This is a genomic window from Acetobacter orleanensis (genome assembly GCF_001581005.1).
GTDB lineage: Bacteria > Pseudomonadota > Alphaproteobacteria > Acetobacterales > Acetobacteraceae > Acetobacter > Acetobacter orleanensis.
In genome coordinates this window covers 57,409-83,772 of sequence record NZ_LHZV01000057.1, presented here as the reverse complement: position 1 = coordinate 83,772, position 26,364 = coordinate 57,409, and the positions used below count along the sequence as shown (strand labels likewise).

Annotated in this window: 24 protein-coding genes and 1 pseudogene; 16 read left to right on the top strand and 9 right to left on the bottom strand. The window is 57.6% G+C overall.

Annotated elements, in window-relative coordinates:
- Window positions 1-59 precede the first annotated feature (59 nt).
- Window positions 60-373 (top strand): annotated as a pseudogene (locus AD949_RS14530) (integrase core domain-containing protein); the annotation flags it as partial.
- 244 nt (window positions 374-617) lie between these two features.
- Here the strand turns inward: AD949_RS14530 and AD949_RS05840 are convergent.
- Window positions 618-1,115: a DUF3465 domain-containing protein gene (locus tag AD949_RS05840; protein WP_048835037.1), complete on the bottom strand. Its 498-nt coding sequence runs from the start codon at window positions 1,113-1,115 to the stop codon at window positions 618-620.
- Between the two features lie 17 nt (window positions 1,116-1,132).
- Window positions 1,133-2,029, bottom strand: a complete 897-nt coding sequence (locus tag AD949_RS05835) for a polyphosphate kinase 2 family protein (protein WP_048835012.1) — start codon at window positions 2,027-2,029, stop codon at window positions 1,133-1,135.
- A gap of 89 nt (window positions 2,030-2,118) precedes the next feature.
- Between AD949_RS05835 and AD949_RS05830 the strand changes: the two genes are divergently transcribed.
- The gene (locus AD949_RS05830) at window positions 2,119-2,724 is read left to right on the top strand and encodes a YqgE/AlgH family protein (RefSeq protein ID WP_048835011.1); all 606 of its coding nucleotides are present in this window, start codon (window positions 2,119-2,121) and stop codon (window positions 2,722-2,724) included.
- Between the two features lie 9 nt (window positions 2,725-2,733).
- Here the strand turns inward: AD949_RS05830 and AD949_RS05825 are convergent, their stop codons facing one another.
- On the bottom strand, window positions 2,734-4,473 hold the full coding sequence (locus AD949_RS05825) for an alginate export family protein (protein WP_082064608.1): 1,740 nt from the start codon (window positions 4,471-4,473) through the stop codon (window positions 2,734-2,736).
- 174 nt (window positions 4,474-4,647) lie between these two features.
- Here AD949_RS05825 and AD949_RS14625 point away from each other — a divergent pair, with 174 nt between their 5' ends.
- Together AD949_RS14625 and AD949_RS05820 are read left to right on the top strand one after the other, a co-directional pair.
- Window positions 4,648-4,779 (top strand): hypothetical protein, encoded by a 132-nt coding sequence (locus AD949_RS14625; protein WP_257007547.1) that lies wholly within the window; start codon window positions 4,648-4,650, stop codon window positions 4,777-4,779.
- Window positions 4,780-4,851: 72 nt separating this feature from the next.
- On the top strand, window positions 4,852-5,892 hold the full coding sequence (locus AD949_RS05820; protein WP_048835010.1) for a sulfate ABC transporter substrate-binding protein: 1,041 nt from the start codon (window positions 4,852-4,854) through the stop codon (window positions 5,890-5,892).
- Between the two features lie 46 nt (window positions 5,893-5,938).
- On the opposite strand, the gene AD949_RS05815 is transcribed toward AD949_RS05820, so the two are convergent.
- On the bottom strand, window positions 5,939-7,243 hold the full coding sequence (locus AD949_RS05815) for a mechanosensitive ion channel family protein (protein WP_048835009.1): 1,305 nt from the start codon (window positions 7,241-7,243) through the stop codon (window positions 5,939-5,941).
- 187 nt (window positions 7,244-7,430) lie between these two features.
- Window positions 7,431-8,414, bottom strand: a complete 984-nt coding sequence (rapZ, locus tag AD949_RS05810; RefSeq protein ID WP_048835035.1) for an RNase adapter RapZ — start codon at window positions 8,412-8,414, stop codon at window positions 7,431-7,433.
- Window positions 8,415-8,656: 242 nt separating this feature from the next.
- Here rapZ and AD949_RS05805 point away from each other — a divergent pair, with 242 nt between their 5' ends.
- Complete coding sequence (locus AD949_RS05805; protein ID WP_141325405.1) at window positions 8,657-9,028, top strand: Rid family hydrolase; 372 nt, start codon at window positions 8,657-8,659, stop codon at window positions 9,026-9,028.
- A gap of 2 nt (window positions 9,029-9,030) precedes the next feature.
- Here the strand turns inward: AD949_RS05805 and AD949_RS05800 are convergent, their stop codons facing one another.
- The gene (locus AD949_RS05800; RefSeq protein ID WP_371277379.1) at window positions 9,031-10,794 is read right to left on the bottom strand and encodes an ATP-binding protein; all 1,764 of its coding nucleotides are present in this window, start codon (window positions 10,792-10,794) and stop codon (window positions 9,031-9,033) included.
- Between the two features lie 27 nt (window positions 10,795-10,821).
- A complete protein-coding gene (locus AD949_RS05795) occupies window positions 10,822-11,535 on the bottom strand; it encodes a response regulator transcription factor (RefSeq protein ID WP_048835007.1) in 714 nt (237 codons plus the stop codon).
- Between the two features lie 199 nt (window positions 11,536-11,734).
- Between AD949_RS05795 and AD949_RS05790 the strand changes: the two genes are divergently transcribed.
- The 10 genes from AD949_RS05790 to AD949_RS05750 all read left to right on the top strand — a co-directional run bounded on the left by AD949_RS05790 (window position 11,735) and on the right by AD949_RS05750 (window position 22,269).
- Complete coding sequence (locus AD949_RS05790; protein ID WP_048835033.1) at window positions 11,735-12,334, top strand: nucleotide exchange factor GrpE; 600 nt, start codon at window positions 11,735-11,737, stop codon at window positions 12,332-12,334.
- A 201-nt stretch (window positions 12,335-12,535) separates the two neighbouring features.
- A complete protein-coding gene (gene dnaK / locus AD949_RS05785; protein WP_048835006.1) occupies window positions 12,536-14,449 on the top strand; it encodes a molecular chaperone DnaK in 1,914 nt (637 codons plus the stop codon).
- A 153-nt stretch (window positions 14,450-14,602) separates the two neighbouring features.
- The gene (gene dnaJ, locus AD949_RS05780; RefSeq protein WP_048835005.1) at window positions 14,603-15,751 is read left to right on the top strand and encodes a molecular chaperone DnaJ; all 1,149 of its coding nucleotides are present in this window, start codon (window positions 14,603-14,605) and stop codon (window positions 15,749-15,751) included.
- 105 nt (window positions 15,752-15,856) lie between these two features.
- Window positions 15,857-16,651, top strand: coding sequence for a 4-hydroxy-tetrahydrodipicolinate reductase (gene dapB / locus AD949_RS05775; RefSeq protein WP_048835004.1), 795 nt, complete (start codon window positions 15,857-15,859; stop codon window positions 16,649-16,651).
- A 286-nt stretch (window positions 16,652-16,937) separates the two neighbouring features.
- Window positions 16,938-18,125 carry a methionine adenosyltransferase gene (gene metK / locus AD949_RS05770; protein WP_048835003.1) on the top strand — a complete coding sequence of 396 codons (1,188 nt, stop codon included), beginning with the start codon at window positions 16,938-16,940 and terminating at the stop codon, window positions 18,123-18,125.
- Window positions 18,126-18,139: 14 nt separating this feature from the next.
- On the top strand, window positions 18,140-18,853 hold the full coding sequence (trmB, locus tag AD949_RS05765; protein ID WP_048835002.1) for a tRNA (guanine(46)-N(7))-methyltransferase TrmB: 714 nt from the start codon (window positions 18,140-18,142) through the stop codon (window positions 18,851-18,853).
- Window positions 18,854-18,946: 93 nt separating this feature from the next.
- Window positions 18,947-20,524, top strand: coding sequence for a bifunctional phosphoribosylaminoimidazolecarboxamide formyltransferase/IMP cyclohydrolase (purH, locus tag AD949_RS05760; protein WP_048835001.1), 1,578 nt, complete (start codon window positions 18,947-18,949; stop codon window positions 20,522-20,524).
- 117 nt (window positions 20,525-20,641) lie between these two features.
- Complete coding sequence (locus tag AD949_RS05755; RefSeq protein WP_048835000.1) at window positions 20,642-21,406, top strand: hypothetical protein; 765 nt, start codon at window positions 20,642-20,644, stop codon at window positions 21,404-21,406.
- Window positions 21,407-21,604: 198 nt separating this feature from the next.
- On the top strand, window positions 21,605-21,772 hold the full coding sequence (locus AD949_RS13730; protein WP_048834999.1) for a DUF1328 domain-containing protein: 168 nt from the start codon (window positions 21,605-21,607) through the stop codon (window positions 21,770-21,772).
- A gap of 128 nt (window positions 21,773-21,900) precedes the next feature.
- Entirely contained in the window at window positions 21,901-22,269 is a 369-nt protein-coding gene (locus tag AD949_RS05750) for a tRNA-binding protein (protein WP_244463286.1), read from the top strand.
- Between the two features lie 121 nt (window positions 22,270-22,390).
- Here the strand turns inward: AD949_RS05750 and glyS are convergent, their stop codons facing one another.
- Window positions 22,391-24,463: a glycine--tRNA ligase subunit beta gene (glyS, locus tag AD949_RS05745; protein ID WP_048834998.1), complete on the bottom strand. Its 2,073-nt coding sequence runs from the start codon at window positions 24,461-24,463 to the stop codon at window positions 22,391-22,393.
- 4 nt (window positions 24,464-24,467) lie between these two features.
- A complete protein-coding gene (locus AD949_RS05740; RefSeq protein ID WP_048835031.1) occupies window positions 24,468-25,352 on the bottom strand; it encodes a glycine--tRNA ligase subunit alpha in 885 nt (294 codons plus the stop codon).
- Between the two features lie 241 nt (window positions 25,353-25,593).
- Between AD949_RS05740 and AD949_RS05735 the strand changes: the two genes are divergently transcribed.
- Window positions 25,594-26,358 (top strand): DUF2076 domain-containing protein, encoded by a 765-nt coding sequence (locus tag AD949_RS05735; protein WP_048834997.1) that lies wholly within the window; start codon window positions 25,594-25,596, stop codon window positions 26,356-26,358.
- The last annotated feature ends 6 nt before the right edge of the window (window positions 26,359-26,364 follow it).

Sequence of the window (26,364 nt, the reverse complement as noted above, 5' to 3'; positions counted from 1 at the left end):
GGGCCTCAGTGCAAAAATTCTTTAGATATTAGAAATCCCTTGGATTTTACCGGATCTTGCGTCAGCCACCACCATGCTGCATCTATCATGCGGATCGTGGCAGTCAGTATTGTTCAGAGGTATACCGGAAGCTCCTTTTTGCTCATGGCTTTCGCGTGTCCATGAGCAGAAAGGAAACTGCTGGGATAATGCGGTGACGGAGAGTTTCTTTAAGACCTTAAAAGCGGAACTCCTGTGGTAGCAAGCATGGATGACGCGTCAGGACGTCGAGCAGGCCATCACATGCTACATTAATGATTTCTATAATCCGCAGAGGCTGCACTCCGCACTTCAATGGAAAAGCCCTCTGGATTATGAGCGCAACGCCGCTTAACAGATAACCCATGGTCAGGAACTAAACCGTGACACGTCCACGCTTTGGTTGTGGCGAGTAGCTTCTGCCTTACGAGTTTCGAGCTTTGGTCTGCGTTCCTTGACCGCCTTGATCGAGACGGCTTCGGAAAGAGAAAGATCCATCAGCTGCTGGATATCGCGTTCTACCCGCCCCAGATCTGCGAACTTGTAACCAGAATACTACTCCCAGTCATACAAAACAAACTACCCGCGCACAGGTCTCATTAGTCGTAACGGGTACCGTTAACGGTCACATAGCCCGGCACATGCCATGAACGGCCAGTGCCGTGATGCGTCCAGTCTACGCCCTGCCGACGGATGGAATCATAGTAGTATCGCCCCACCACTTCCACCTGATCGCCCTTGCTGACCCACGGCCAAGTGGGAGCATGCATTTCATCTAAGCCTGAGACGATGCGGATGGAGACGGACGGGCTGACCGCAAGGTAGAAATAACCATGCCAACCACTGCGGGTGCGTTTGGCATTGGGGCTGACAGCCAGAACCTTACCGCAGATATGCACAGGTGTATCCGCTTTTGCTCCGCCATTTTCAAACGCAAGCTGCTTGGACAGAAAATCCTGATTGTCACAGGTGGGGGAAACTGTCTGAATTGCGGCAAAGGGGGCCTCATCACGCCAGTGGCGGGCGTTTGCGGGCTGTGTCAGCCCTGTAAGGCCCGACAGCAGCAGGGCGGCGAGAAGCAGGCGGGAATATGCCATCATAAGAGACAGACCTTTTACTCTTTTTCCGCCATGAGGCGGGCGCGATAATCATCCAGAGATTTGGAAACTTCCGGCGCGGCTTTCGGGATTGTCTGGTTCAGTGCCTTAAGGGCGCGGATAATGGCTCCAATCACCACCAGTCGGGCATACCACTTATGGTTAGCGGGCACCACAATCCATGGGGCATGCGGGCGCGCTGTCTCGGCAATGGCGTCCCGATAGGCACTGGTATAGTCGTCCCAGAATTCCCGTTCATGAATATCGGCGGGAGAGAACTTCCAGCGTTTTTCCGGCAGATTCAGGCGTTCCAAAAGGCGTTCGCGCTGCTCTTCTTTGGAAATATGCAGGAAGAATTTCAGCACAATCGTGCCCTGCCGGTTCAGATAATGTTCCAGATGGCGGATATCGCTGTAGCGGCCTTTCCAGAACTCCGGCGTATTGATGGGCCGGGGCAGATGTTCCCGCTCCAGAATGTCCGGGTGGACGCGTGTGACCAGCACATCCTCATACTGGCTGCGGTTAAAAATGGCGATACGCCCAACCTGTGGGGCCGCGGCATGAATACGCCACAGAAAGCCGTGCTGGAGTTCCGCCGGGCCGGGCTGCTTGAAGGACGTAACGGATACACCCTGCGGGTTAACCCCGGACATGACGTGTTTGATGGTGCCGTCTTTCCCGGCAGCGTCCATCCCTTGCAGGATGATGAGCATGGAATTGGTTTGGTTGGCGTAGAGGAGGTCTTGCAACTCCTGCAACTGCTCCTTCACGTCTTTCAGCAGCTTTGCGCCGTCCTGCTTGGTCAGTCCCAGATTGCCATCATCATCTGGATTGAATTGTGTCAGGTCGAAATTTTCCCCGTCCGTGACATGGTAGCTGTCGAGCGCGCGCAGGAATTTGGCAAGTTGAGTCATGGTTCTGCTTCATCATCCTTGTGTGCTGCCTACTGGCAAGGATAGGGCCAGAGGTTGCTAAAAAAACGCGGGCACCACATATGCACCCTATGGTTTTTCCGCATATTTCCCTTCTTGAACGTTCTGTCCGCCCCGGCGGCACGTTAACCGGCCTTCTTCTGGTGGCAACGCCAGCACTCAGCGTAACGCCTTTTGATAGAAGTGTCATATATCTTTGCGCCCATGCTGCGGGAGAGGGCGCTATGGGGCTGGTTATCAACCGCCGTCTGCCCAAGCCAAATCTTGAAGAGTTGCTTGAGCAGTTGGATATTCCGCCAGCACCATCTTTGCGTCGTCTTGGCCTGTGTGCGGGTGGCCCACTGGAGGAAGCACGCGGCTTTGTTCTGCATTCTTCCGACTGGAAAGGGGAAGGCAGCATGCCTGTCACGGGTGCTGCGACGCTTACCGCCAGTCTGGACGTGCTGAAGGTTATTGCCGAGGGTGGCGGCCCGCAGGATGCCTTGCTGGCCATGGGGCATGCAAGCTGGGAGGCCGGGCAGTTGGAGGAGGAAATTTTCCAGCATGATGCATGGTTACTGGCCCCCGCCAGCCGCGAGATTGTGTTCGGGCATGACCATCCCGCCAAATGGCGGCACGCTTTGGCCTCTATCAATATTGACCCCCTCCGGTTGACCGGGCGGGCCGGTCACGCCTGAGGCAAGCTCTTAAAAACGAAAAACGATGTTGGACTGATAGTAAGTGCCGCTTGAACCACCGGCACGGTTGAGCGCATTTGATGTCATGAAGCGCGAGACATACTGCGTCCATGACAGATGCTGGGTAATCTGCCATGCAAGAGACGCCTGCGGGGCCATTCCTACAAACTTTCCCTTGAACGGGTGGGGAAAGGTGTACGTGCCGGAGGATCTATAAACAGGATCATTCGGGTTATAACGCCAGAAAAACGGATATTTAACCTGAAAACTGAGAGATTTCAGAAAGGTTGCCCGGATGAGGGGTGCTACGCTGATCAGGTTTGAGCCGGTCATATACGTCGTGGTGTCCAGATAATTGGTCTGGGGGCTGAAAGGGGAAATGTAAGTGCCAATGGCTCCGGATGTTTTGCGGGCGTTACCTCCAGAATAGACATCCGTTTGTAATCCCGCGAATGTATGAAAGCGATCATGCGGAACTCGGTAGCCCACTAATGTGTTCAGTGCGTAGGCGTTGACAGTGCGCGCCTGATTGTTCCGGGCATATTTGAAAACACCACCCTGCCAGATTCCACCAACAGAAAATTCAAACGGACCAGCAATACCATGCCAACGGACACCAAAATTGTTGCGGGTGTTTGAACCGTTCTGGCTGCCTTTGGCGGTGGCAATTGCCCCGGATGAACCAGAGAGTTTGTAGCCTACATAAAAGACATCCAGAAAGGTGTTGTATCTATCGCCCATAAAACGCCCATCGGGGGGTGCCCATGTCATGTTAAAACCATAGAGGCGGGTATTATAGTTTTCCGTGTCATGAAACATTTTGTTCTGGCTGTCATTTGTCTGCACAAAATCCCAGCCATCAATGCGGATGCGGGGCCAGACCATATAGGCGCGAAAGCCGTTCCATGAGAGCGGTACATTGGGCGTTTCCCGGTTGTACAGCATGTAAGAGGGCGCATCCAGAAACTGCTGTCGCCCAAACATAAAGCCGCTTTTGGCACCGAGCATAGACCATTTTGTTTCTATAAAAGCCTGCTGCACATCAAGGCGTTTACGGTATGTGCTCCCATAACCATAGGCATTCCATCCCGCGGCATCTCCATTGACCAGTTGCCCGAACAGTCGGACGTGAGTGCCAAGATGCAGGTCCGCCCCATAAAGATTGCGCACGGCAAACCGCCCGGAATCATTATGGGGCTGTGTGCCGAGGTTGGGACGGCTTTCAAACCAGTTTCTCAGGCGCGTTTCCCCTGAAAAACTAAGCCATATTGAGCCACTTTCATTCAGAGCGATATATTTTAACAGATCAAACGGGTCTTTCCGTGTCGATTTGTTGCGCAGACGGCTCCAGTCTTCAGCCCATGGGGCAAGACCATAGTCGCCAACCGGCCCGAAACCCGCGGCTTCACCATTCCCGCGATTGAAAACGCCCCAATCATACTGATGTCCAGAGACGCGCCCCTGCACGCCAGTGGTGCGGACAGGCTGTCCGACCGGGTTGGCGTGCGGATAGAGGACTATGGCTGGTAACTGTGGCGGCGGCTTGCTGGACGAAGGCTTGACGAGAATATGCTCCCGATCTTGCGGTCGGGAGACAGATGCGCCTTGTGAAACCATAGGAGAGGCGCCACTCGGTTCTGCCACCGCACAGGACAGTGAAAAAACGGATGCCACAGCGGAAGCCAGCAAAAGAGGGGCATTGAAGCCGGATTTTCCGGCTGACACGATGTAAGCACCGAGGCGACTCATGGGGCGATCCAAAAAAAAGCGGAAGATCCGGGATTTAAGAAGAGTCTTTAACCACTAAAACAATTAGTATTTAGTGAATTAAACATAACACGATACAAATCGCAATATATAAACCGATAGGATATCATATTAGAGTTTCAGCCTTAAAAGCGGTGCATTCAAAAAGATATTTTTATGGATAAAAAGATAAATTCAAAAATTTTACGGCGAAAACATCATGGGAAATCACAAGAAAAGGAAATTTCAAAAGGGAGAGAAATTGGCGTTGCTGTTGTGGAAATTAACGCGCATGATATCGTGAATTAAGAAGCTGAGAGTGACTTGTCCCCGTGGAGATTTCGGTCTGGGTCAGGCTCTAGGCATGATGGAGAAACTGGAATGACACAGAATTTCCCACTTTTATCCCGCCGCTTGTTTCTGGGGGCGGCCTCTCTCACTGGCGGCCTCGCTGCCGGGGCGGGGCTGTTTGCTTCATCTGCATCCGCAGCAACGACGCAGTTGCTCAATGTCTCCTATGACCCGACGCGGGAGCTTTATGCCGAAGTCAACAAGTCTTTTGCGGCCTTCTGGGCTAAAGCCCATGCGGGTGAGGCGGTGTTTGTCAGAACGTCTAATGGAGGCTCCGGCGCACAGGCACGGTCCGTGCTGGAAGGCGCTCCGGCGGATGTTGTCAGTCTGGGGCTGGCGTATGATATTGATATTCTGGCGCAGCGTGGCTTGCTGGCAGCGGATTGGCAGACGCGCCTGCCGCATAATTCCACACCTTATACCAGCACCATCGTCTTTCTGGTGCGCAAGGGGAACCCAAAGAAAATTCAGGACTGGGAGGATCTGGTGCGGGACGATATCAAGATTGTAACCCCCAACCCGAAAACCTCCGGTGGAGCACGGTGGAATTATCTGGCGGCATGGGGCTGGGCGCTGCGGCAGCCGGGTGGGTCAGACGCTACGGCACGGGCTTATCTAAAAACCCTTTTCGCGCATGTGCCGGTGCTGGATACCGGCGCGCGTGGCGCGACAAACAGCTTTGTGCAGCGCGGGCTGGGGGATGTGCTGCTGGCGTGGGAGGATGAAGCTCTTTTGGCCGCAAAGGAGATCGGGCCGGACCAGTTTGATGTTGTCGTGCCGAAACTCACCATTCTGGCAGAACCACCTGTGGCCGTGGTGGATAGTAACGTCACCAAACATGGCACGCAGGCACAAGCTCAGGCTTATGTGAATTTCCTGTTCTCACCCGAAGGGCAGAGAATTGGCGGCAAGCATTATTTCCGCCCAGTTGATCCGGTTGTGGCAGCGGAAAATGCGGCGCGGTTTCCTAAGGTTGAAACCTTTGACATTGCAAGTCTTGGCGGGTGGGCGGCTGTCCAGAAAAAGCATTTTGGTGAAGGCGGCGTGTTCGACCAGATTTATCGGGGGTAAAGCAGACGCGGCCTATGTTTCCTGAAAGCCTGCAACAGCCAACGGCTTATAAAGGCCGGAATGCAGAAGGGGGAGGCGGTGGTGTGCTCGGCGTGGCTTTGCCTGCCTGTGCGGCGGCCGAGGTCCATGCTGGTGGCGGGTTAAACGGCCCGTAAGCCATGGTGCCGGGAGCTGTGGTGGAGAACGGAGACGGCTGTTGCGGCTCCCCCATATCCGCAGGTGCCAGAGCAAACCGGTTGCGGGGCAGGGCTTCCGGGCATTCCTCGCACATCCACTGGATAATTTTTTCCCGTATTTCACAGCGCAGATCCCAACTGCGGACGGCATTGCGCGCACTTGCGGTGACACGGACCAGCATGGTCTGGTCATTACAGTCCACGATCTTTGCACTGAAGTCTTTGCCGGTCCATTGCGGGCAAGCGTTTACAATTTCTTCCAGCTTGGCGCGTATGCGGTCCATGGGGGCGCGGTAATCCACATAGAGATGGACGGACCCAATCAGTTCCGCGGAATTGTAGGTCCAGTTTTCAAAGGGTGTGTCTAGAAAATAGGCGATGGGCACAATACGCCGCCGTAAGTCCCATGACCTCAGAACCACATAGGTCGAGGTAATTTCCTCCACCCATGTCCAGTCTCCCTGAAAGGCAATCAGGTCTCCCATACGGATGGGTTGCGTCATGGCAATCTGCACACCCGCAAACAGATTAGCCAGAATGGGCCGCGCCGCCAAACCGACAATGACGGACGCTGCCCCGGCGGAGGCAAACAGGCTCAGCCCATATTCTCGCACCGCGTCAAAGGTGATCAGTTCGGCACTGACTGTCAGGATACCGATCAGAATTTCCGCAGCGCGTCGTAAAAGCCGGACCTGTGTTGCGTGTTTGCGGGCCAGAATATCATCATCCTGATCAGCTTCCGCAAAACGCGACAGATAGGCGTCGGACACCACCCGCACGGTCACAATTGTTCCGTACCCCATCACGGCGACAAAAATCATCAAGAGCAGATGAGCGACGCTATCCAGCAGACTTCCGTGCAGTCCACACGCTGGAAGTGCCAGCCCCATCGCCAGAATGATAACCGAGAGCCGGACCGGCCTTCTGAGTGACCGCGTAAGGGAGCGGACAAAGGCCCCGCGTCGTGCGCCGGGGATACGCATCAGAATACGGTCCGTGACCAGCCTGCTGAGTAAGGCGGCCACCAGCCCGACCAGAAACAGCACCAGCATGGAGACAAATGGTGCGGGCAACCAGCTTAACCAGCTTCTAAAAGACGTGACAGCAGGGGTCAGATGCGTCTGAAGCGTTCGGGCAAGGGGGTCATGTGTCAGGGCCGTTTCTGAAATAGACATGAAAGAAGAAAAAATATCCTTGCGTATGAAAATCAGCAGCCTCAGGCCGGAGATGGACTGACTGCGCGAAAACGCCTCATGCTTTCCCGTCAGGGCAAAACGTCTAGACGACCGGAGGAGTTCTACTAAGCGTGCCCAATTCTTGCGGGACACGCCCCCAAGGTTGACGCAAAATGCGCCGGGGAGATTAAGAAGCCGGAGAGGCCGGTTCCATTGTGGCAGGCTGGTCTGGTCTACGTGCCCAGCGCCAGCTCCCCAGACCAAGTCGGGCCAGTTCCCGATGCATGATCATAATGGGCCACTGGCCGGAGCCCTGATAATTTCCCATGCCATCTGGCGCGGAAAGCCGTTTGGCCAGTGCTTCCACCAGTGTCACAGACCGATGGCGACCGCCCGAGCAACCAATGGCAATGGTAGCATATTTTTTACCTTCCTGCACAAAGCGCGGCAGGACAAGCTGAAGCAGGCTGTGAATCTGGTTCAGGAAGGGCAGGTAATCGCTATCTTCCGCCACATAGGCGGCAACGTCCGTATCCAGCCCGGTTTTGGGGGCAAGGTCAGCGTCATAATGCGGGTTTCTCAAAAAGCGCGCATCCAGAACAATATCAGCCTCTCGTGGTAGGCCCGCCGGGTATGCGAAGGACATCAGGGCAACCGTCAGCCCCTCTCCCGCAGCGCCTTCCCATGGGCTGAAGCGGCTTTCCACAAAATGGCGCAACTCCGGTGGCGGCATGTCGGACGTATCAATCACCAGATCAGCCGCCGCACGGAGCGGAGCGGTCAAGGTGGTTTCTTCCTCAATGCCTTCTTTGATGCTGCCGTGCAGGGCCAGCGGGTGGCGGCGTCGGGTGGCGGTGTAGCGGCGGAGCAGAACGCTTTCTTCCGCCGTGGCGTAAATCAATTCAACTCGCAGGTTGGGGTTCATGCGCAGGCGGGCAATGGCTTCCAGCACAGCGGAGGCATCAAAACCACGGGTGCGGGAATCAACACCAATCGCCACAGGGCGTTCTGCGCGGGCGACAATGTCATCCAGCATGCCCAGCGGGGGGTTATCAATGACCTCGTGGTCGAGGTCTTCCAGAATCCGCAGGATAGAAGATTTTCCAGCACCGGACAGGCCGGAAACCAGCAGGATGCGGCGTGGGACAAGTGTATCATCCACCGTGCGCATTACAGCGGTTTCCCCTTCAGTGTCATTACGCGTCTGGTCGGCCATTGCCTGAAAAAGCCTGTTTCTGGCATGTGCGGGAGCAGTATGCTCCGCTCCGCCACCTCTGCGCAACACACAACCACGCATACAAGCTGGCAGGGCTGCACAACAAAACCGCTGGACTATACCAGATTTTAAGGTATTTGATTGTTACGAAAGAGAAATTTGCCGTTTTCCACAGTGCAGCAGTATGCTTTGGGGTTATGGGGAATATCGTTCAAAACAGGATAGACCATCTGTCTGACTCACACGCCCGAGTGGACCATACAGCCGGAGGGCTCAGGCTCTCGGGCCTTTGCGCGCCACACCCGGAGGGCGAGAGCATCGCCGAGCAATGTCGCGCAGCTCTTGACGTGGGTGTGACTCTGCTGGCCGATTATGGCTATTCTATGCAGGATGTGACGCGCGTGACCTATCTGGTCTCAGACACGCAGGATTTTCCGTCCTGTTTTCCCACCTTGCGGCAGGTTTTTTCAGACATATCGCCCTCCGTCACATTGATGTGGGTCAGAAAATTTTCCGACCCCCATGTCAAAATTGAGTTTGAACTGGGTGTTGAAGCGCCTCTGGCCTGATATCAGGCGACAACGCGCGGCAGGCGGACCGTAAAGCGCGCTCCGGCAACATGGCCCTGCGCATCATGCCTGTTTTCCACAGAAATTGTGCCGTGCAGCGCATCCACAATCTGGCGGCTGATGGACAGGCCAAGGCCGGAATGCTGGCCAAAATGCTCTTCCTTGGGACGTTCTGAATAGAAGCGGTCAAAAATGGAGTCGAGCTTGGCTTGAGGAATTCCCGGCCCCTCATCCGAAACAGAGAGAGTGACCATATTCCCGACGGGCACGGCTTCCAGCAGAATGCGACCGTTGGGGGGGGAGAAGGAAATGGCGTTGCCAATCAGGTTGCGGAGCACCTGTACCAGACGATCTTCCACAGCAAGAACACGGAGCGGATTCTCCTGAGAATCCCCTTCACTATGCGTCAGAATAATCGCATCCCCATCCTTGCGGGTGGCCTGATGGATTTCCGCAAGAACAGATAGCAGCGGGACCACCGCGATGGCCTCTGTTTTCGCGCGGGACATTTCCGCATCCAGTCGGCTGGCGTCAGAAATATCGGTAATCAGACGGTCCAGCCGCAGCACATCATCATTAATAATAGTCAGCAGGCGGCGCTTCTGGTTGAGGTCCTCAATCCGGAGCAGTGTTTCAATGGCGGAGCGGATGGAAGAAAGCGGGTTTTTAATCTCGTGGCTGACATCGGCGGCAAAACGCTCAATGGCGTCCATACGCTTCCACAAAGCCTGTGCGCTGGCCTGAAGCGCGCGGGCTAGATCGCCAATTTCATCCCGCCGTGCCAGCAGCCGTGCTGGCACCGTGCCCGTGCGGCCGGAGGATTCCCGCATAACCTGTGCGGAGGCTGCCAACCGCAACAGAGGCCGGGCAATGGTGAGGGACAGATACCATGAAAGCAGCACGGTAATGACCAGCACCATCAGGAACAGGGAGAGAATGGAAGAGCGAATGGCAAATAGCGCCCGATCCACCTGAGAGGCTGCGCGGGTAAGCTGGATGATGCCAACGGTCCGGCCATCGTGAATTACAGGCTCGGCTACAGTGATAATCAGGCGACCATTAGCCGTGCGCCGGATATAGGGCGGGGCTTCCGGCGGAGGGCGCGAGGACGGATTGCTGGCGTCCGTTGGGCGGGCCGGGTCGGCTGGAACGTCGGCCTCATCCGTATCCAGCGTGACAATGCTGGAACTGTGGGGGCTCCACAGCCATGTCAAGCTCCGTTCATACAGGCCGGGGGCGGTATGCCGATGGTGAAGCGAGGGGGAGCGACGGTCTTCCTCGGAATTCTGTAAACTGCTGTGAGCCGAGGCCGCTTCCTGCGCATCCGCCAGATTGTCCGCCAGAATCTGGCCATCCGGGCCAAACAGGCGGGCATGGGCGTTGGGGCTGGGTTCAGTCAGGCGTAGAAGCAGAGGGCGGGCGAGCGTCGATTCAAGCGTGAAGCCGTCTGGCCCAGTGCTCTTGATATGGGTGCCGCGCACGGCAATCTGCCCCAGTGCGCCTGCATAAATCCGGGCCTGTTCCCGCAGTCCGGTCACTTCCGTTGCCAGCAGGCTGTTCCGAAACTGGTTGAGGAACAGCATGGCGATAGCCAGCAGCACCAGCGGCAGAATATTGACCAGCATGATGCGGCGCATCAGCGGGGAAATCAGCCGCGTGCGCGAGGCCTCATACGCGGCAGTCGCTTCCACCCCGGCTTTACGCGGGGCCTGACCGGGAATACGGAGGCGCCGCAGCCCGGAGGACAGGGTGGAGGAAACAGACATGTGATTCCGGCTGCTCATAGGCCCGGCTCAGTCTTCCCGATACCGGTAGCCAATGCCGTAGAGCGTCTCAATCTGGTTGAAATTATCATCCACCTGCCGGAATTTTTTCCGCACGCGCTTGATGTGGCTGTCGATCGTGCGGTCATCCACATACACCGTGTCCCCGTAGGCAGCATCAATCAACTGGTCGCGGGATTTGACGAGGCCGGGGCGCATGGCAAGGGTTTTGACCAGCAGGAATTCCGTCACCGTCAGGGGCACGTCCTCGCCGTTCCATGTGCATTTATGGCGTAGTTCATCCAGTGAGAGCGCGCCACGCACCAAGGCACCCCCGCCGGGTGTTCCGCTGGCTTCCGCGCGGCTGGCCTCGTTCCGGCGCAGCAGGGCGCGGATGCGTTCCAGCAGCAGCCGCTGGGAGAAGGGCTTGGTAATATAGTCGTCCGCGCCGAGGCGCAGGCCCATCAACTGGTCAACTTCCTCATCTTTGGAGGAGAGGAAGATCACCGGCAGTTGGGAGCGCGCGCGCAGGCGCTGCAAAAGCTCCATGCCATCCATGCGGGGCATCTTGATATCCAGCACGGCTAGATCAACCGGGTAGGCTGTCAGGCCCTGCAGGGCGGATTCGCCATCGGTATAGGTGCGGACGTGAAAGCCTTCCGCTTCCAAAGTCATCTGGACCGATGTCAGAATGTTGCGGTCATCATCAACCAGAGCAATCGTCTGCTTGGTGCGGTCTGCCATGGTGTGCGTTTTCCTTCCTCGCGGTCAGCGCAAGCCATCGCAGCATACGCGTATCCGTGCTCGTGCGCTATGGGCAACGATTTCCAGTCTGTCCCAATTTTGAGCACGTAGCGGCGGCCCTGTAAATTTGAGTGCAAAATCAGCATGGCAGGCGTTGCGGGTCTTGTCGCGTCCCATCTCCTTGCTTACTTCTTTAAGCATGACCCAAGATACAGATCCCACACAGGTTGAGACGCAGGCCGCAACGGCTGCGTCTGACCATGTCACCCAGCCGCACGATGCCGCCGCAACCGGGGCAGAGCAGGCCGCCGAACAGTCTCCTGAAGAGCAGCGCATTGCCGCTCTTGAGCAGGAAGCTGCCGAGATGAAGGAAAAGTGGCTGCGTTCGGAAGCTGAAAACCAGAACCTGCGCACCCGCGCCAAGCGTGACGTGGATGACGCCCGCCAGTATGCCGTGCAGAAATTTGCACGGGATGTGGTGGAAGCTGCTGAAAATCTGCGTCGCGCCCTGTCCAGCCTGCCCGCACCGCAGGAGGGAGAAGACGGGGTTATCACCAAGATGCGTGAGGGGATTGAAAGCACCGAACGGTCCTTTATCTCCATTCTGGAACGACACGGCATTAAGTGTGAAGACCCGTCCGGCAAGACGTTTGACGCCAATCTGCATCAGGCTATGGCGGAACAGCCGAGCCCGGACCACGCGCCGGGCACCGTCATGCAGGCATGGACACCAACATGGACACTGCATGGCCGCCTTCTAAAGCCAGCTATGGTCGTGGTGGCCAAAGCGGGCGAATAAAGTCGGGTATTATGGTGCCGCAGCACGGGGTAGGGGCTCAAAAAATTGTTTCCTGCCCGGTGTCTGGCTCTTGAAAGAGGTTTTGGGGCACCATACATCAGACTTAACAGTCTTGGCCTGTTTTCAGCGTGAAAGCAGGCCGGAAGAGATAGGACCCCGTCCGGTGCTTCGGGCCAGACAGGGTCGCTTAAAGGAGCAGACATGAGTAAAGTTATTGGTATTGACCTCGGCACGACCAACTCCTGCGTTGCAGTGCGCGAAGGCAATGAAAACCGCGTTATTGAAAACAGCGAAGGCGCACGCACAACGCCGTCCATGGTCGCGTTCACCGAAGGCGGTGAAATGCTGGTCGGACAGGCCGCGAAACGTCAGGCTGTTACCAACCCGACAAACACCCTCTACGCCGTTAAGCGTCTGATCGGCCGCCGGTATGATGACCCGACGGTTCAGAAAGATAAGGAAATGGTGCCCTACGCCATTGTCAAAGGTGACAATGGGGATGCATGGGTTGAGGCGCGCGGCAAAGGTTATGCCCCCTCTCAGATTTCCGCTTTCGTGCTGGGCAAAATGAAAGAAACCGCCGAGGCTTACCTCGGTGAAAAAGTGACGCAGGCCGTGATTACGGTTCCGGCTTACTTTAACGATGCCCAGCGTCAGGCCACCAAAGACGCCGGTCGTATCGCCGGTCTTGAAGTCCTGCGTATCATCAACGAACCGACGGCTGCTGCCCTTGCCTATGGCATGGAAAAGAAAAGTGGCGGCACGGTGGCTGTGTATGACCTTGGTGGTGGCACGTTCGACGTTTCCGTTCTGGAAATTTCTGACGGCGTGATCGAAGTGAAATCCACGAACGGCGATACGTTCCTGGGTGGTGAAGACTTTGATAACCGCATCATCAGCTATCTGGCAGACGAGTTCAAACGTGAGCAGGGCATTGATCTGCGCTCTGACAAGCTGGCTCTCCAGCGTCTGAAGGAAGCCGCTGAAAAAGCGAAGATTGAGCTGTCTTCCTCCAAGGAGACGGAAATCAACCTGCCGTTCATCACCGCTGATGCGTCTGGTCCGAAGCATCTGGTGCTGAAGCTGACCCGCGCGAAGCTGGAAAGCCTTGTTGATGACCTGATCCAGCGCACACTGGAACCCTGTAAGGCTGCTCTGAAAGACGCTGGCGTTTCTGCTTCCGAAGTGGATGAAGTCATCCTCGTCGGTGGTATGACCCGTATGCCGAAGGTGATTGAAGCCGTTAAGCAGTTCTTCGGTAAAGACCCGGCCCGTAACGTGAACCCGGATGAAGTGGTCGCCATTGGTGCCGCTATTCAGGGTGCCGTTCTGAAGGGTGACGTGAAGGACGTTCTGCTTCTGGACGTAACGCCGCTATCTCTGGGTATTGAAACGCTGGGTGGTGTTTTCACCCGTCTGATCGACCGGAACACGACGATCCCGACCAAGAAGAGCCAGACCTTCTCCACGGCGGAAGACAACCAGAACGCCGTGACCATCAAGGTCTATCAGGGCGAACGTGAAATGGCGGCTGATAACAAGCTGCTGGGCAACTTTGACCTGACGGGTATTGCTCCGGCGCCGCGCGGTGTGCCGCAGATTGAAGTGACGTTTGATATCGACGCCAACGGCATTGTGTCCGTGTCCGCTAAAGACAAGGCGACCGGTAAAGAACAGCAGATCAAGATTCAGGCGTCTGGCGGTCTGTCCGATAGCGATATCGAAAAGATGGTGAAAGACGCTGAAGCCAACGCTGAGGCCGATAAAGCCAAGCGCGAGCAGGTTGAAGTGCGGAACAACGCTGAAAGCCTCGTGCATCAGGTTGAAAAGTCTCTGACCGAAGCGGGTGACAAGGTTCCGGCGGCTGACAAGACGGAAGCAGAAAGCGCCATCGCTGCGGTGAAAACCGCTCTTGAAGGCACGGATGCTGAAGCGATCAAGACTGCTAGCGATCGCCTGACGCAGGCTGCCATGAAGATTGGTGAAGCCGTCTATAAAGCCGGTCAGGCTGGTGAAGGCGCTGCGGCGGGTGAAGCCGGTGCTGCTGGTGCCCAGCCGAACGACGAAAAAATCGTCGATGCGGACTTTGAGGACGTAAACGACAAAAAGTCCTGATCGGACGCTGCTACTCAGAGTCATCCTGCATGAAGCAGGGTGGCTCTGGTCATTTTCTCCGGCGTCCGCGCTTCTTGGAAGGCGGACGCCGTTTGTCATTTTCAGACATCTGCTGCGCTTTTGTAAAAGGCAGTTTCCTGCAAGAGGACTTCCATGGCCATCAAGATTGACTATTACGAAACGCTTGAAGTTAGCCGGACAGTTTCATCCGATGACCTCAAGAAAGCTTATCGTAAGCTGGCCATGAAATATCACCCGGACCGCAATCCGGGTGATGCTGAGGCCGAGGCCAAGTTCAAAGAAATCAGTCAGGCGTATGACGTTCTGAAAGATGAGCAGAAGCGCGCAGCGTATGATCGCTTTGGTCATGCAGCATTTGAAAATGGCGGCGGCGGTGGCCCCGGCGGCTTTGACTTTAACGGTTTTGGCGGCGGTGGCGGTCTGGGTGACATCTTTGAACAGATGTTCGGGGACATGATGGGTGGCCGCCGTGGCGGTGGCCGGACCCGCTCAGGCAACGATATTCAGACCCATGTTGAAATCACGCTGGAAGAAGCTTTCTCCGGCGTGAAAAAAGATGTGAAGATCATTACCCGTGTGGCGTGTGAGTCCTGCCATGGCACAGGGTCCAACGCTGGTGAGTCTGGGGTGGAGACCTGCCCAAGCTGCCATGGTGCGGGGAAAGTGCGGGCACAGCAGGGCTTCTTTGTGGTGGAGCGGCCGTGCCCAACCTGCCATGGGGCTGGTCGTACGGTAAAAGACCCCTGCAAGGTGTGCCACGGAGAAGGGACGGTCGAGAAGGAGCGGACCCTTGCCGTGCAGATTCCAGCCGGTGTGGAAGACGGCACCCGTATCCGTATCACGGGCGAAGGTGAAGCAGGCGGGCAGGGCGTGCCTGCCGGTGATCTTTACGTCCATGTGTCTGTTTCAGAACATGGCATTTTCCAGCGTGACGGGGCCAATATTTATTGCCGCGTGCCGCTCCGTATGGGGCAGGCGGCTCTGGGCACGGAAATTGAAGTGCCGGTTATTGATGGTACCCGCACTAAGGTTAAAATCCCGGCGGGGACACAGACCGGCGCGCATTTCCGCCTGCGTGGAAAAGGCTTCTCAGTCCTGCGTTCCAGCGCGCGGGGGGATATGTATATTCAGGTCACGGTGGAAACGCCGCAGCATCTGAATGCGCGCCAGAAAGAACTGCTGGAAGAGTTTGAAAAAGAAGCCGGCGAGAACGTGAAGAGCAGCCCGGAGCATACGGGTTTCTTCGCACGGGTACGGGATTTTTTTGAAAATAAAGGCTGAGCCTACTCCGGCAGGCATGATGATGGTTTTACTAGAAAGCCGGGCACCGCGTGTGTCCGGCTTTACTGGTAGGGTGGCGTCTATAAAACATAAGGACTATTCCGCATGACAGATCAGATGCTGCGTATCGGCATTGCCGGGGTTTCCGGGCGCGTGGGCCGTTTGCTGGTGGACGAAGTGCAGGCTGCCGGGGCTGTTCTGGCAGGTGGCACGGTGCGCGATCCGGCTAAAGCAGCCGGTCTGCCGGAAGGACTGGCCCTGTTTACCGATATGGCGGATCTGGCGGCGGTGAGTGATGTGGTGATTGATTTCACACATGCGGACACTGTTATCGCGCATGCGCAAGCTCTGGCGGAACAGGGCACGGCGTGGGTTCTAGGCACCACAGGCCTGTCCACAGAGCAGCAGGTCGCTGTGCTGAAAGCCGCAAAGAAAATAGGGGTTGTTCATGCCGCCAATTTTTCGGCTGGTGTGACACTGGTGCGGCGTCTGGCGCAGATGATGGGGCAGGCGCTTCCTGCCGACTCTTACGACGCCGAAATTGTGGAAATGCACCACCGGCAGAAAGTGGATGCGCCGTCCGGCACAGCGCTGGCTATTGGCGAGGCTGTGGCAAAAGGCCGAGGCGTAAAGCTAGCTGACGTGAAGGAGAGCGGGCGGGATGGCCATACCGGCCCGCGCGGACCGGGCGCTATCGGCTTTGCCGCCTTGAGAGGCGGGCAGATCGTGGGGGAACATGAGGTCCTGTTTACCTCTGCGGATGAGCAGATCACTCTGACTCATCGGGCGTTTGACCGGCGCGTGTTTGCGGCCGGTGCGGTGCGGGCAGCGCATTGGGTGCGGGAGTGTCCGGCGGGCTATTACGGGATGGAAGAGGTGTTGGGGCTGCCGCCCTGCTAAAGAGATTGCGTTTTTTTTAGAACCATTCTTTATACGCATTCGTAATCGTGGTTTCTCCATTTATCCGCTCTTAAAGGGCTGAATTCCGCGACCTTTACAGCAGGACCAGCAGCAACGGGATGCTGAGAACAGCAGGGATGCGGGCCAAAGAGATACGGTCCTGATGGCTGCATAGCCGCAATACACTTGACCATCGGCCACTATTCCGCCACACGATCCCGTCGCCTTTTCTTAAGGTGGCGGTCACAATTCCTAATTCATAGTGCGTGGGGCAGACGGCACCATCATGCGTAAAGACGGCGATTTCCTGTTTACTTCGGAATCTGTTTCCGAAGGTCATCCCGACAAGGTTGCGGACCGGATCAGCGATACTGTTCTGGATGCTTATCTTGCAGCGGACCCGGAAGCCCGCGTGGCCTGTGAAACCATGGTGACCACCAACCGGATTATTCTGGCTGGTGAGGTCCGTGGCCCCGCTTCCATCACGTCCGAAGGCCTGATTGAGGCTGCCCGCGCTGCGGTGAAGGACATTGGGTACGATCAGGATGGCTTCTCCTGGCGTACGGCTGATGCCGCGAACTACCTGCATGCTCAGTCCGCGGATATTGCCGTGGGCGTGGACAGTGCTGGCGATAAGGACGAAGGCGCTGGTGATCAGGGCATCATGTTCGGTCATGCCTCCACCGAGACCGACACGCTCATGCCGGCCACCATTTACTATGCACACCGCATCCTGCACGAAATTCGTGACCTGCGCCGTGCGGGTGACCCGCGTGCGGCTGGCCTTCAGCCGGACGCCAAAAGTCAGGTAACCCTGCGCTATTCCAACGGTCGCCCTGTTGGCGCGACCTCTGTGGTGATTTCCACCCAGCATGACGAAGGCGTAAGCCAGAAGAAGCTGCGTGAAGAACTGGGTGACATTGTCCGTAGCGTGCTGCCGGAAGGCTGGATGCCGCCGGAAGACGAATTCTACGTCAACCCGACCGGTATTTTCGTCATCGGCGGCCCGGATGGGGATTGCGGTCTGACAGGCCGTAAGATCATTGTGGACACCTACGGCGGTGCGGCTCCGCATGGCGGCGGCGCGTTCTCCGGTAAGGACCCGACGAAGGTTGACCGGTCCGCAGCGTATGCCTGCCGCTATCTGGCCAAAAACGTCGTAGCTGCTGGTCTGGCGGACCGTTGCACGCTTCAGGTGTCCTACGCCATTGGCGTGTCTCATCCGCTGTCCGTGTATGTGGATCTGGATGGAACCGGCAAGGATGTGGATGAAGCCCGTCTGGGTGCTGTGCTGCGTGAGGTGATGGATCTTTCCCCGCGTGGTATCCGTAAGCACCTGCGTCTGAACCGCCCGATTTATGCTCAGACCTCTGCTTATGGTCACTTTGGCCGTACGCCGGATGATGCGCGTGATGACTTTACGTGGGAGCGCACCGATCTGGTGGATGCCCTGCGTGGCGCGTTCAACCGCTAAGGTTTGACGGCACGATGACGGAGGAAGTGAGCGGACCGGACGTTAAGCCGTCGCCCGAACGACTTTATGGGCGACCGCGCGGCCATTCGCTGCGTCCCCGTCAACAGCGCCTTCTGGATGAGGCGCTGCCCCGCCTGCGCTTTCCGCTGGATCGCGCAGCGGACCCGGCCACAGCCTTTGGCCACCCGCCACAACACATCTGGTTTGAAGTCGGATTTGGCGGTGGGGAGCATGTGGTAGGGCAGCATACTGCCCACCCCGATGTTGGCTATATTGCCTCCGAAGTTTTTGATAACGGCTTATGCTCTCTCCTGACTCGCTTTGTGCCGGTTGGGGAGGAAACAACGTCCGCTGTCCCGGATATGCTGCGGCTTTGGGATGAAGATGCTCGCCTGCTGCTGCGTGCGCTGCCAGATGCCTCAGTGGACCGGCTCTTCCTGATGTTCCCGGACCCTTGGCCCAAGGCGCGTCATGCCAAGCGGCGCTTCATGCATCCGGAAAACGTGGCGCTTGTTGCGCGCGTGCTCAAACCCGGCGCTGTCTGGCGTGTTGCGAGCGATGACCCGACCTATCAGGCATGGGTTGAGGAAGTCATGGCTGCACAGCCCTTTTTTGAAGCCCCGCCGCCTGTGGCCGAACGGCCGGACGGTTGGTTTCCCACTCGTTATGAAGCGAAGGCGATTGCCGCTGGCCGCCAGCCGCTCTACTGGACCTTTACGCGCCGTTAAGGCTCTTTCCGGAGCGCGCAAGGTTGCCCTGAAGCGGCTTGTTGGTTAATGAGCCGCTTTACTTCAGGTTTAGCTGTGCGAAAGGTCCGCCCCATGAGCCAGACGACGCAACCCGTGCGCCGCGCGTTAATTTCTGTTTCCGATAAGACAGGTCTTCTTGACCTCGGTCGCGCGCTGGTTGCGCACGGTGCGGAAATCCTTTCCACAGGTGGTTCTGCCCGCGCTCTGCGTGAAGCCGGGCTTCCCGTCACAGAGGTCTCTGACCATACCGGCTTCCCGGAAATTCTGGATGGCCGCGTGAAAACGCTCGTGCCGCAGATCCACGGCGGGATTCTCGGGCGGCGTGACCTGCCTGCCCATGTCGCGCAGATGGAAGAGCACCAAATCGCGCCGATTGATCTGGTGGCGGTCAATCTCTACCCGTTTGAAAAAACGGTCGCTTCCGGCGCAGGCGCTGAAGACTGTATTGAAAATATCGATATTGGCGGCCCAGCTCTGATCCGTGCCGCAGCCAAGAACCATGGCCATGTGGTGGTGCTGACCGATACGGCGCAATATGCCGGGCTGATTGAGGCTCTGGGGCAGGGCGGCAGCACGCTGGACATGCGCCGCGCTTATGCCGGGGCCGCTTATGCGCGCACGGCAGCCTATGATGCTGCGATTGCCGCATGGTTTGCCGCGCAGGCGCAGGACACGCTGCCGGAACGCTTTGTGCTGGCGGGCCAGCGGGCGGAAGTGCTGCGCTATGGTGAAAACCCGCATCAGCAGGCGGCTTTCTACAAGGACGGCAGCACGCGCCCCGGCGTGGCGACGGCTGTGCAGGTACAGGGCAAGGCTCTGTCCTACAACAATATCAATGATACGGATGCGGCGTTTGAAGCTGTGGCCGAGTTTGACCGTCCGGCTGTGGTGATTGTCAAACACGCCAACCCGTGTGGTGTGGCTGTGGGTGATACGCTTTCTGCCTGCTGGGAGAGCGCGCTGCGGTGTGACCCTGTTTCGGCTTTTGGCGGGATTGTCGCCCTTAATCGCACGCTGGACGCAGAAACGGCCACCAAAATTGCGGGTATTTTCACCGAGGTCATTGTCGCCCCGGGTGCGGATGACGCCGCAAAAGAAGTTCTGGCCCGCAAGAAAAACCTGCGTCTGCTGTTGACGGGCGGCCTGCCGGACCCTGCTGCGTCTGGTGTGGTTGTGCGTTCTGTGGCGGGTGGTTTTCTGGCGCAGACGCGCGACAACGGGCAGATCGCCCCCGAGTCCCTACGGGTGGTGACCAAACGCGCACCGTCCGCGCAGGAAATGGAAGACCTGAAATTTGCCTTCCGTGTGGCGAAGCACGTGAAGTCTAATGCGATTGTTTATGCAAAAAATGATGCCACGGTTGGCATCGGCGCGGGCCAGATGAGCCGCGTTGACTCCGCCCGTATTGCCGCCAGCAAAAGTGGTGAGGCCGCTAAGGCCGCGGGTCTGGATGCACCGCTCACGCGGGGGTCTGTTGCGGCGTCTGACGCCTTCTTCCCCTTTGCGGATGGTCTAGAAACCATTGTGGCGGCTGGTGCAACGGCGGTCATCCAGCCGGGTGGCTCCATCCGGGATGACGAGGTGATTGCTGCTGCCGATGCCGCAGGCATTGCCATGGTCTTTACCGGTATGCGTCATTTCCGCCACTGACACGCTTTTCCGGCTCTTGCCGGAAAGCCATTCCTGACGAACAATGGCGCAAAGTCTTCCTTATTCTGGCCTGAACTGTGTCACATTTCAGGCCGGGTTTTTCTAACTGGTTGATCCATGCGCCATCTGTTCTCCCTTCCTGCTTTCCTTCTGGCTTCTTCTGTCGCCTTTGCCGCACCAGCCCAAAAGGCTCCCGCTGGGCAGCAGAATGCCGCAAATTTCGCCTCTCATCAGACGGTGACAGAAAAGGAAGCTGCCGGGGTTTATGACCTGTCAGGCCTGCCTCACTTCAGCGGTCAGGTTGTGCAGTTTTTGCCATCCTCCCATGGTAGCGTGATGGGCTTTGTGCTGAATGACGGCACACAGGTGTTTATCTCGCCGGATCAGGGCCACACGCTGGCCGGGTTGATCAAACCCGGTGACACAGTGGACATTCGCGGCCTGAAAGGTCGCACGCTGCCTATTATCCGGGCTTTCGGGCTGACCAGCCCGCGTGGCCGTGGCATGCAGGATACGTTTATCGCTATGCCGCGCCATTCCACCGAGATGATTGCCGGGCCGGATTTGGTTCTGCATGGGGAAGTCTGGATGCCGCTTTATGATCTGGATGGCCAGTTGAACGGCGCGGTGTTGAAAGACCATTCCGTGATCTATCTGCTGCCGCGTGAGGCCGCTCGTCTTGCCGCATGGCTTAAGCCGGGACAGACGCTCTACGCTGTTGGTACCGGCAGCAGTGGGGAGTTGGGAACAGCGATTGACGCACGCGAAATTGGTCCCACCTCCAGCCAGATGGTTGGCGTTGATGGGGGCAGTGTCGTGCCGCGGGGGCCAGCTCCGGGGAGTGCGGGGTATGACATCATTCCGGGGGCTGAAGGCCACTAACGAGCAGTCTGTCCGGCGCGGTCTGTTATACCACTCGGGCCGGAGGCTCGCGAGGTGTGCTGATCTTTCTGACAGACAGCATGACGCATCTCGTTTCCAAACCGAGAGAACTTTTCTGATTTCTCTGCGTTAGACCGGAGAAGCACAAAGCCGGATGTTTTTCCGGAGAAACTGCTATGGTCTTGATGGAGAGATGAGATGGCTATTTTACGGTGGGTTCTGACCTTTCTGATTCTGGCGTTGATTGCTTCGCTGTTCGGGTTTGGCGGGGCAGCATCAAGCTTTGCAGGTATTGCTAAAATCCTGCTGTTTGTTTTTGTCGTGCTGCTGGTAGTGAGCTTCTTCTTTGGCCGCCCGCGTGTGTAGTTTAGAGTCTGCTCACTATTTTTGAGAAAATGTGTGGGTAGCCTTTTGTTATACGAGAGTGTTTAAAATAGGAAAGCGTGTGGCCCTTTGCCGGTCACACGCTTTTTTTGTGCGTGCTGGAAGTGAGCATGCGCGTGCGTCAGGAAAGAGCAGGAGCGGTGTTTATGGAGCGGATTGTCTGGTCAGATTTTGAAAAAATCATGATGGTGACAGGCACTATTCAGCGTGTAGAACCGTTCCCGGAAGCGCGGAAGCCTGCTTATAAAATCTGGGCAGATTTTGGACCCTATGGCGTTCTTAAAACCAGCGCGCAGGTCACACAGCTTTATACGCCAGACGCCCTGATCGGGCGGCAGATTATCGGGATTATCAATTTTCCAGAAAAACAGATTGGCCCGTTTCGCTCTCAGTTCCTGCTTTCAGGGTTTGAAACGGAAGAGGGCGTTGTGCTGGCGGCTCTGGAGCAGCCTGTGGCTGATGGTACCCGGTTAAGCTAAGAACAATAGGCATTAGAAATCTAAAAAATTCATCAGAAAGAAAAGAATTTTCATAAAAAGGGAGACAAAGCGGACTGCTCTCTCTCCCTTTTTTGCTTACAGCAGAAGCAGGAAAAAGGACTTACCCTTCAATCTGGCTGAAATCCGCAATCAGACGCATCATCCGTCCCAGACGAGCCAGCAACCGCAGACGGTTGAGGCGCAGGGGAGCCTCGGGTGCGTTTACCGTCACTGCTTCAAAGAACTGGTCCAGCGGTGCGCGCAGGCTGGCGGCCTCGCGCATGGCGTCGGTAAAGCGTTCTTCTGCAAACGCCTTTTCCACCGCGGGTTCAACGCGGTCCAGCGTTGCGGCCAGAGCCTGTTCTTCGGGCTGGGCAAACAAGGTGGCATCCGGCGCGCCCTCATGCGGGCCATCCTTGCGGTCTTCAATCCGCAGGATGTTGGCGGCGCGGCGGGTAGCGGCCAGAAGGTTCTTGCCGTCCTCCGTTTCCAGCATGGTTTCCAGCGCCTGCGCGCGGGCCAGAAGGCGGGTGATGTCCGTGTCGGTATTGCCGGTGGAAATGGCGGCTAGACAGTCATACCGTGCCCCTTCCGAGCGTAACTGGACGCGCAGACGCTCCGCCATAAACTGCGGCAGGAGAGCCAGATCGGGTGCATCCCGCAAGGACTCTGGCAAGGCTTCCGCAGCCAGCAGGAACAGCTTGACCAGATCCAGACGCAGGCTGTTTTCACGGATCAGGCGGATAATGCCAAGTGCTGCGCGACGCAAGCCAAACGGATCACCTGAACCAGATGGCTTTTCACCTGCGGCAAAAAATGCAGCCAGCATATCAAAGCGGTCGGCCAGCCCCAGCACGATGGAAACCGGAGCTGTCGGCACCGTATCACCGGGGCTACGCGGCATATACTGCTCGGTAATGGCCTGACAGACAGCCGGAGCCTCTCCGTCATGCTGCGCGTAATAGCCGCCCATCACGCCCTGCAGTTCCGGGAATTCCCCGACCATGCCGGTCGTCAGATCGGTTTTGCTCAGTTCCGCCGCACGTTCGCACTCGGCTTTGGACGCCCCAATCATAGGCGCAATCAGTCCGGCCAGCCGCACCATGCGGCGTGTGCGTTCTCCCTGACTGCCAAGCTTTGCGTGGAAGGTAATGGCATCCAGCGCACCGAGGCGGGAGGCTAGGGTCTGCTTGCGGTCCAGATCCCAGAAGTGGCGGGCATCGGCAAAGCGGGCGCGGAGCACGCGCTCATTGCCGGTCACAATCAGCGTGCCGTCATCCGCCGGGACAATATTGGCTACAAAGGCAAAGCGCGGTGCTGCGGAGCCATCACCGTTCCGCAGGGCGAAGTAACGCTGGTTGACGCGCATGGAGACCTGCATCACCTCGGCGGGCAGATCCATGTATTTTTCATCAATCCGGCCGAGGAACGGCACCGGCCATTCCACCAGTCCGGCCACCTCATCCACCAGCCCCGTATCCGGCACAAGGGCCAGACCTTCCGCGGTCGCAAGAGCCGTCAGACCCTTCACAATGGCTTCCCGGCGGTCTGCCGCATGCACTTGCACATGGCGGGTTTTCAGCGTGTCCTGCCAGTCTGCAACGCTGCTGACAGCCACAGCACCGGGGGAGAGGAAGCGATGACCTTCCGTCTGGTTGCCGGACTGAAGGTGGTGGCCATTGTCGTCACCCTGCGTCCCGGAAAGAGCCAGAGAGAACGGCACCGTCTCACCATCCAGAAGGCACAGGATACGGCGCAGCGGGCGCACCCACGTAAAGGCGCTGCCCTGTCCCCAGCGCATGGATTTGGGCCACGGGAAGCGGCGCAGCAGGTCCGGCATGATGGTGGCAAGATGGGCTTTGGCGCTGAGGGCGGGTTCGTCCCGCTCCAGCACCCAGAAGCCGTTTTGCAAGGTCAGGGCATCCTGTGTCACGCCATGTTTGCGGGTAAAGCCTTCCAGAGCCTTTTCCGGCGCGCCTTCACGCGGGCCGCGTTCAGACACGGTGCGGCCGGGCACACTAGCGTCCAGCGTGCAGGAGGCCGCAATACGGCGCGGGCCGGTATAGGCCACAGCATCTTTCGGGTTCAGCGGAGCCAGTGCGTCAGACAGCAGGCGCAGCAGGGTCTCACCGGCCTGCTGCTGCATGCGGGCGGGGATTTCTTCTGAAAAAAGTTCTATCAGCAGTTCGGGCATGATCTTATTTGTCCTCGCCAGCCAGCCATGTCTCACAGCATAATTTCGCCAGCGTCCGCACACGGCCAATATAAGACGCGCGTTCACTCACGCTGATCACGCCGCGCGCATCCAGCAGATTGAACAGATGGCTGGCCTTTAGGCACTGGTCATAGGCAGGCTGGGCCACACCGGCTTCCGCCAGTGCCACACTTTCTTTTTCCGCATCGGCAAAATGGCGGAACAGCAGGTCCGTATCCGCCAGTTCAAAATTGTGCCGGGAATAATCCTGTTCAGCGCGCAGGAAGACATCCCCGTAGGTCAGGCCGGTACCGTTGTAATCGAGGTCATAAACGTTCTCGACGCCCTGCACATACATAGCCAGACGTTCCAGTCCGTAGGTCAGCTCCGTGGAGGGCAGAACCACGGGAATGCCGCCAACCTGCTGGAAATAGGTGAACTGGGTGACTTCCATGCCGTCACACCAGACTTCCCAGCCCAGACCCCACGCGCCGATGGTCGGGTTTTCCCAGTCATCTTCCACAAAGCGGATATCATGCCGGTTCGGGTCAATCCCGATGGCGCGGTAGCTGTCCAGCAGCAGTTTCTGGCTTTCTTCCGGGGTGGGCTTCAGCAAAACCTGATACTGGTAATAATGCTGGAGCCGGTTTGGGTTTTCACCATAACGGCCATCAGACGGGCGGCGGCAGGGCTGCACATAGGCGGCCTTCCATGGCGTGCTGCCCAGCGCGCGCAGCGTGGTGTGGGGGGAGAGCGTGCCCGCACCAATTTCCTGATCATAGGGCTGGAGAATGGCGCACCCCTGTTTTGACCAGAACTGGTGCAGGGTCAGGATCAGGTCCTGAAAGGAGAGAGGCCGCTCGGTAGGGCGGGGAGACGCCGGGTCCATGGTCAGGGTGAAACTCCGCAGTATGACAGTCAATGTGGCAGTTAGAATGTGCGCGTACAGCGCACGGCGCATCTACCATACAGGGGCACGAGGCATTCAGGAAGAGAAGGCATGAAACTCCCAGCCGTTCGCCTCTTGCAACGCTCTTGCCGCCTCGCCACATCTTGGACAGAGTAGGGCGGTAACGGTGTGTATAGTGCATCACGCTGGCAGCATATGCCACAGGCAGGGATAAAGAGAGATGACCAACGAGGAACGTGACCTCATTGCGAAATTTGTAGCCAGAGTGGGCGGTGCGTCCCAGTCCGGCTTTGGGAGTGTGCCCAGCACACAGCCTAGTCTGCCGCCGGTAGACCCGGAAGCAGACAGATTTCTGGCGCAGGAATTCCAACAATACCCGGAAGCCCGCTACCGCATTACGCAGATGGCGGTCGTGCAGGAAATGGCGCTGGTAGAAGCACAGAACCGCATCCAGCAACTTCAGTTCCAGCTTCAGCAAGCCCAGCAGGCGGTGCAACAGGCGCAGTCACAGGCACAGCAGGCTCCCGCTGGTGGCGGTGGGTTTCTGGGTGGTCTGTTTGGGGGCGGTCAGCGTGGCGCACAGCCTCAGTCGCAGCAGGCCGCTCCTCCGGGCTGGGATGGTCGTCCGGCGGCAGCCCCGCAGTATCAGCCACAGCCGCTGCCTTATGGGGCGCAGCCCGGCATGTTCCGGAGTGGCACGGGTTTTCTTGGCACCGCTCTTTCAACCGCAACGGGTGTTGCTGGTGGGATGCTGGCAGCCAATGCTCTGACGGATCTGTTCAGCGGTCATCACGGCGGTGGAGCAGATGCCGGATGGGGCGCTGGCCAGCCGGGTGAAACCATTATCAATAACAATTATGGAGACGGTGCGGGGGCTGACCCATTTGCCGGGGCCGGGACTTCGGCTGATCCGGGCTTTGACGCCGGAAGCAGTGATTGGGGCGGAGACGCCGGTGGTGACTGGGGTGGCGATCAGGAATTCTGATCTCCA

What these genes read in the sequence shown, in the direction of transcription:
- AD949_RS05840 (WP_048835037.1), bottom strand. Translation starts at nt 1,115, where the DNA reads ATGGCATATTCCCGCCTGCTTCTCGCCGCCCTGCTGCTGTCGGGCCTT.
- AD949_RS05835 (WP_048835012.1), bottom strand. Translation starts at nt 2,029, where the DNA reads ATGACTCAACTTGCCAAATTCCTGCGCGCGCTCGACAGCTACCATGTC.
- AD949_RS05830 (WP_048835011.1), top strand. Translation starts at nt 2,119, where the DNA reads ATGGTTTTTCCGCATATTTCCCTTCTTGAACGTTCTGTCCGCCCCGGC.
- AD949_RS05825 (WP_082064608.1), bottom strand. Translation starts at nt 4,473, where the DNA reads ATGAGTCGCCTCGGTGCTTACATCGTGTCAGCCGGAAAATCCGGCTTC.
- AD949_RS14625 (WP_257007547.1), top strand. Translation starts at nt 4,648, where the DNA reads ATGGATAAAAAGATAAATTCAAAAATTTTACGGCGAAAACATCATGGG.
- AD949_RS05820 (WP_048835010.1), top strand. Translation starts at nt 4,852, where the DNA reads ATGACACAGAATTTCCCACTTTTATCCCGCCGCTTGTTTCTGGGGGCG.
- AD949_RS05815 (WP_048835009.1), bottom strand. Translation starts at nt 7,243, where the DNA reads ATGTCTATTTCAGAAACGGCCCTGACACATGACCCCCTTGCCCGAACG.
- rapZ (WP_048835035.1), bottom strand. Translation starts at nt 8,414, where the DNA reads ATGCGCACGGTGGATGATACACTTGTCCCACGCCGCATCCTGCTGGTT.
- AD949_RS05805 (WP_141325405.1), top strand. Translation starts at nt 8,657, where the DNA reads ATGGGGAATATCGTTCAAAACAGGATAGACCATCTGTCTGACTCACAC.
- AD949_RS05800 (WP_371277379.1), bottom strand. Translation starts at nt 10,794, where the DNA reads ATGTCTGTTTCCTCCACCCTGTCCTCCGGGCTGCGGCGCCTCCGTATT.
- AD949_RS05795 (WP_048835007.1), bottom strand. Translation starts at nt 11,535, where the DNA reads ATGGCAGACCGCACCAAGCAGACGATTGCTCTGGTTGATGATGACCGC.
- AD949_RS05790 (WP_048835033.1), top strand. Translation starts at nt 11,735, where the DNA reads ATGACCCAAGATACAGATCCCACACAGGTTGAGACGCAGGCCGCAACG.
- dnaK (WP_048835006.1), top strand. Translation starts at nt 12,536, where the DNA reads ATGAGTAAAGTTATTGGTATTGACCTCGGCACGACCAACTCCTGCGTT.
- dnaJ (WP_048835005.1), top strand. Translation starts at nt 14,603, where the DNA reads ATGGCCATCAAGATTGACTATTACGAAACGCTTGAAGTTAGCCGGACA.
- dapB (WP_048835004.1), top strand. Translation starts at nt 15,857, where the DNA reads ATGACAGATCAGATGCTGCGTATCGGCATTGCCGGGGTTTCCGGGCGC.
- metK (WP_048835003.1), top strand. Translation starts at nt 16,938, where the DNA reads ATGCGTAAAGACGGCGATTTCCTGTTTACTTCGGAATCTGTTTCCGAA.
- trmB (WP_048835002.1), top strand. Translation starts at nt 18,140, where the DNA reads ATGACGGAGGAAGTGAGCGGACCGGACGTTAAGCCGTCGCCCGAACGA.
- purH (WP_048835001.1), top strand. Translation starts at nt 18,947, where the DNA reads ATGAGCCAGACGACGCAACCCGTGCGCCGCGCGTTAATTTCTGTTTCC.
- AD949_RS05755 (WP_048835000.1), top strand. Translation starts at nt 20,642, where the DNA reads ATGCGCCATCTGTTCTCCCTTCCTGCTTTCCTTCTGGCTTCTTCTGTC.
- AD949_RS13730 (WP_048834999.1), top strand. Translation starts at nt 21,605, where the DNA reads ATGGCTATTTTACGGTGGGTTCTGACCTTTCTGATTCTGGCGTTGATT.
- AD949_RS05750 (WP_244463286.1), top strand. Translation starts at nt 21,901, where the DNA reads ATGCGCGTGCGTCAGGAAAGAGCAGGAGCGGTGTTTATGGAGCGGATT.
- glyS (WP_048834998.1), bottom strand. Translation starts at nt 24,463, where the DNA reads ATGCCCGAACTGCTGATAGAACTTTTTTCAGAAGAAATCCCCGCCCGC.
- AD949_RS05740 (WP_048835031.1), bottom strand. Translation starts at nt 25,352, where the DNA reads ATGGACCCGGCGTCTCCCCGCCCTACCGAGCGGCCTCTCTCCTTTCAG.
- AD949_RS05735 (WP_048834997.1), top strand. Translation starts at nt 25,594, where the DNA reads ATGACCAACGAGGAACGTGACCTCATTGCGAAATTTGTAGCCAGAGTG.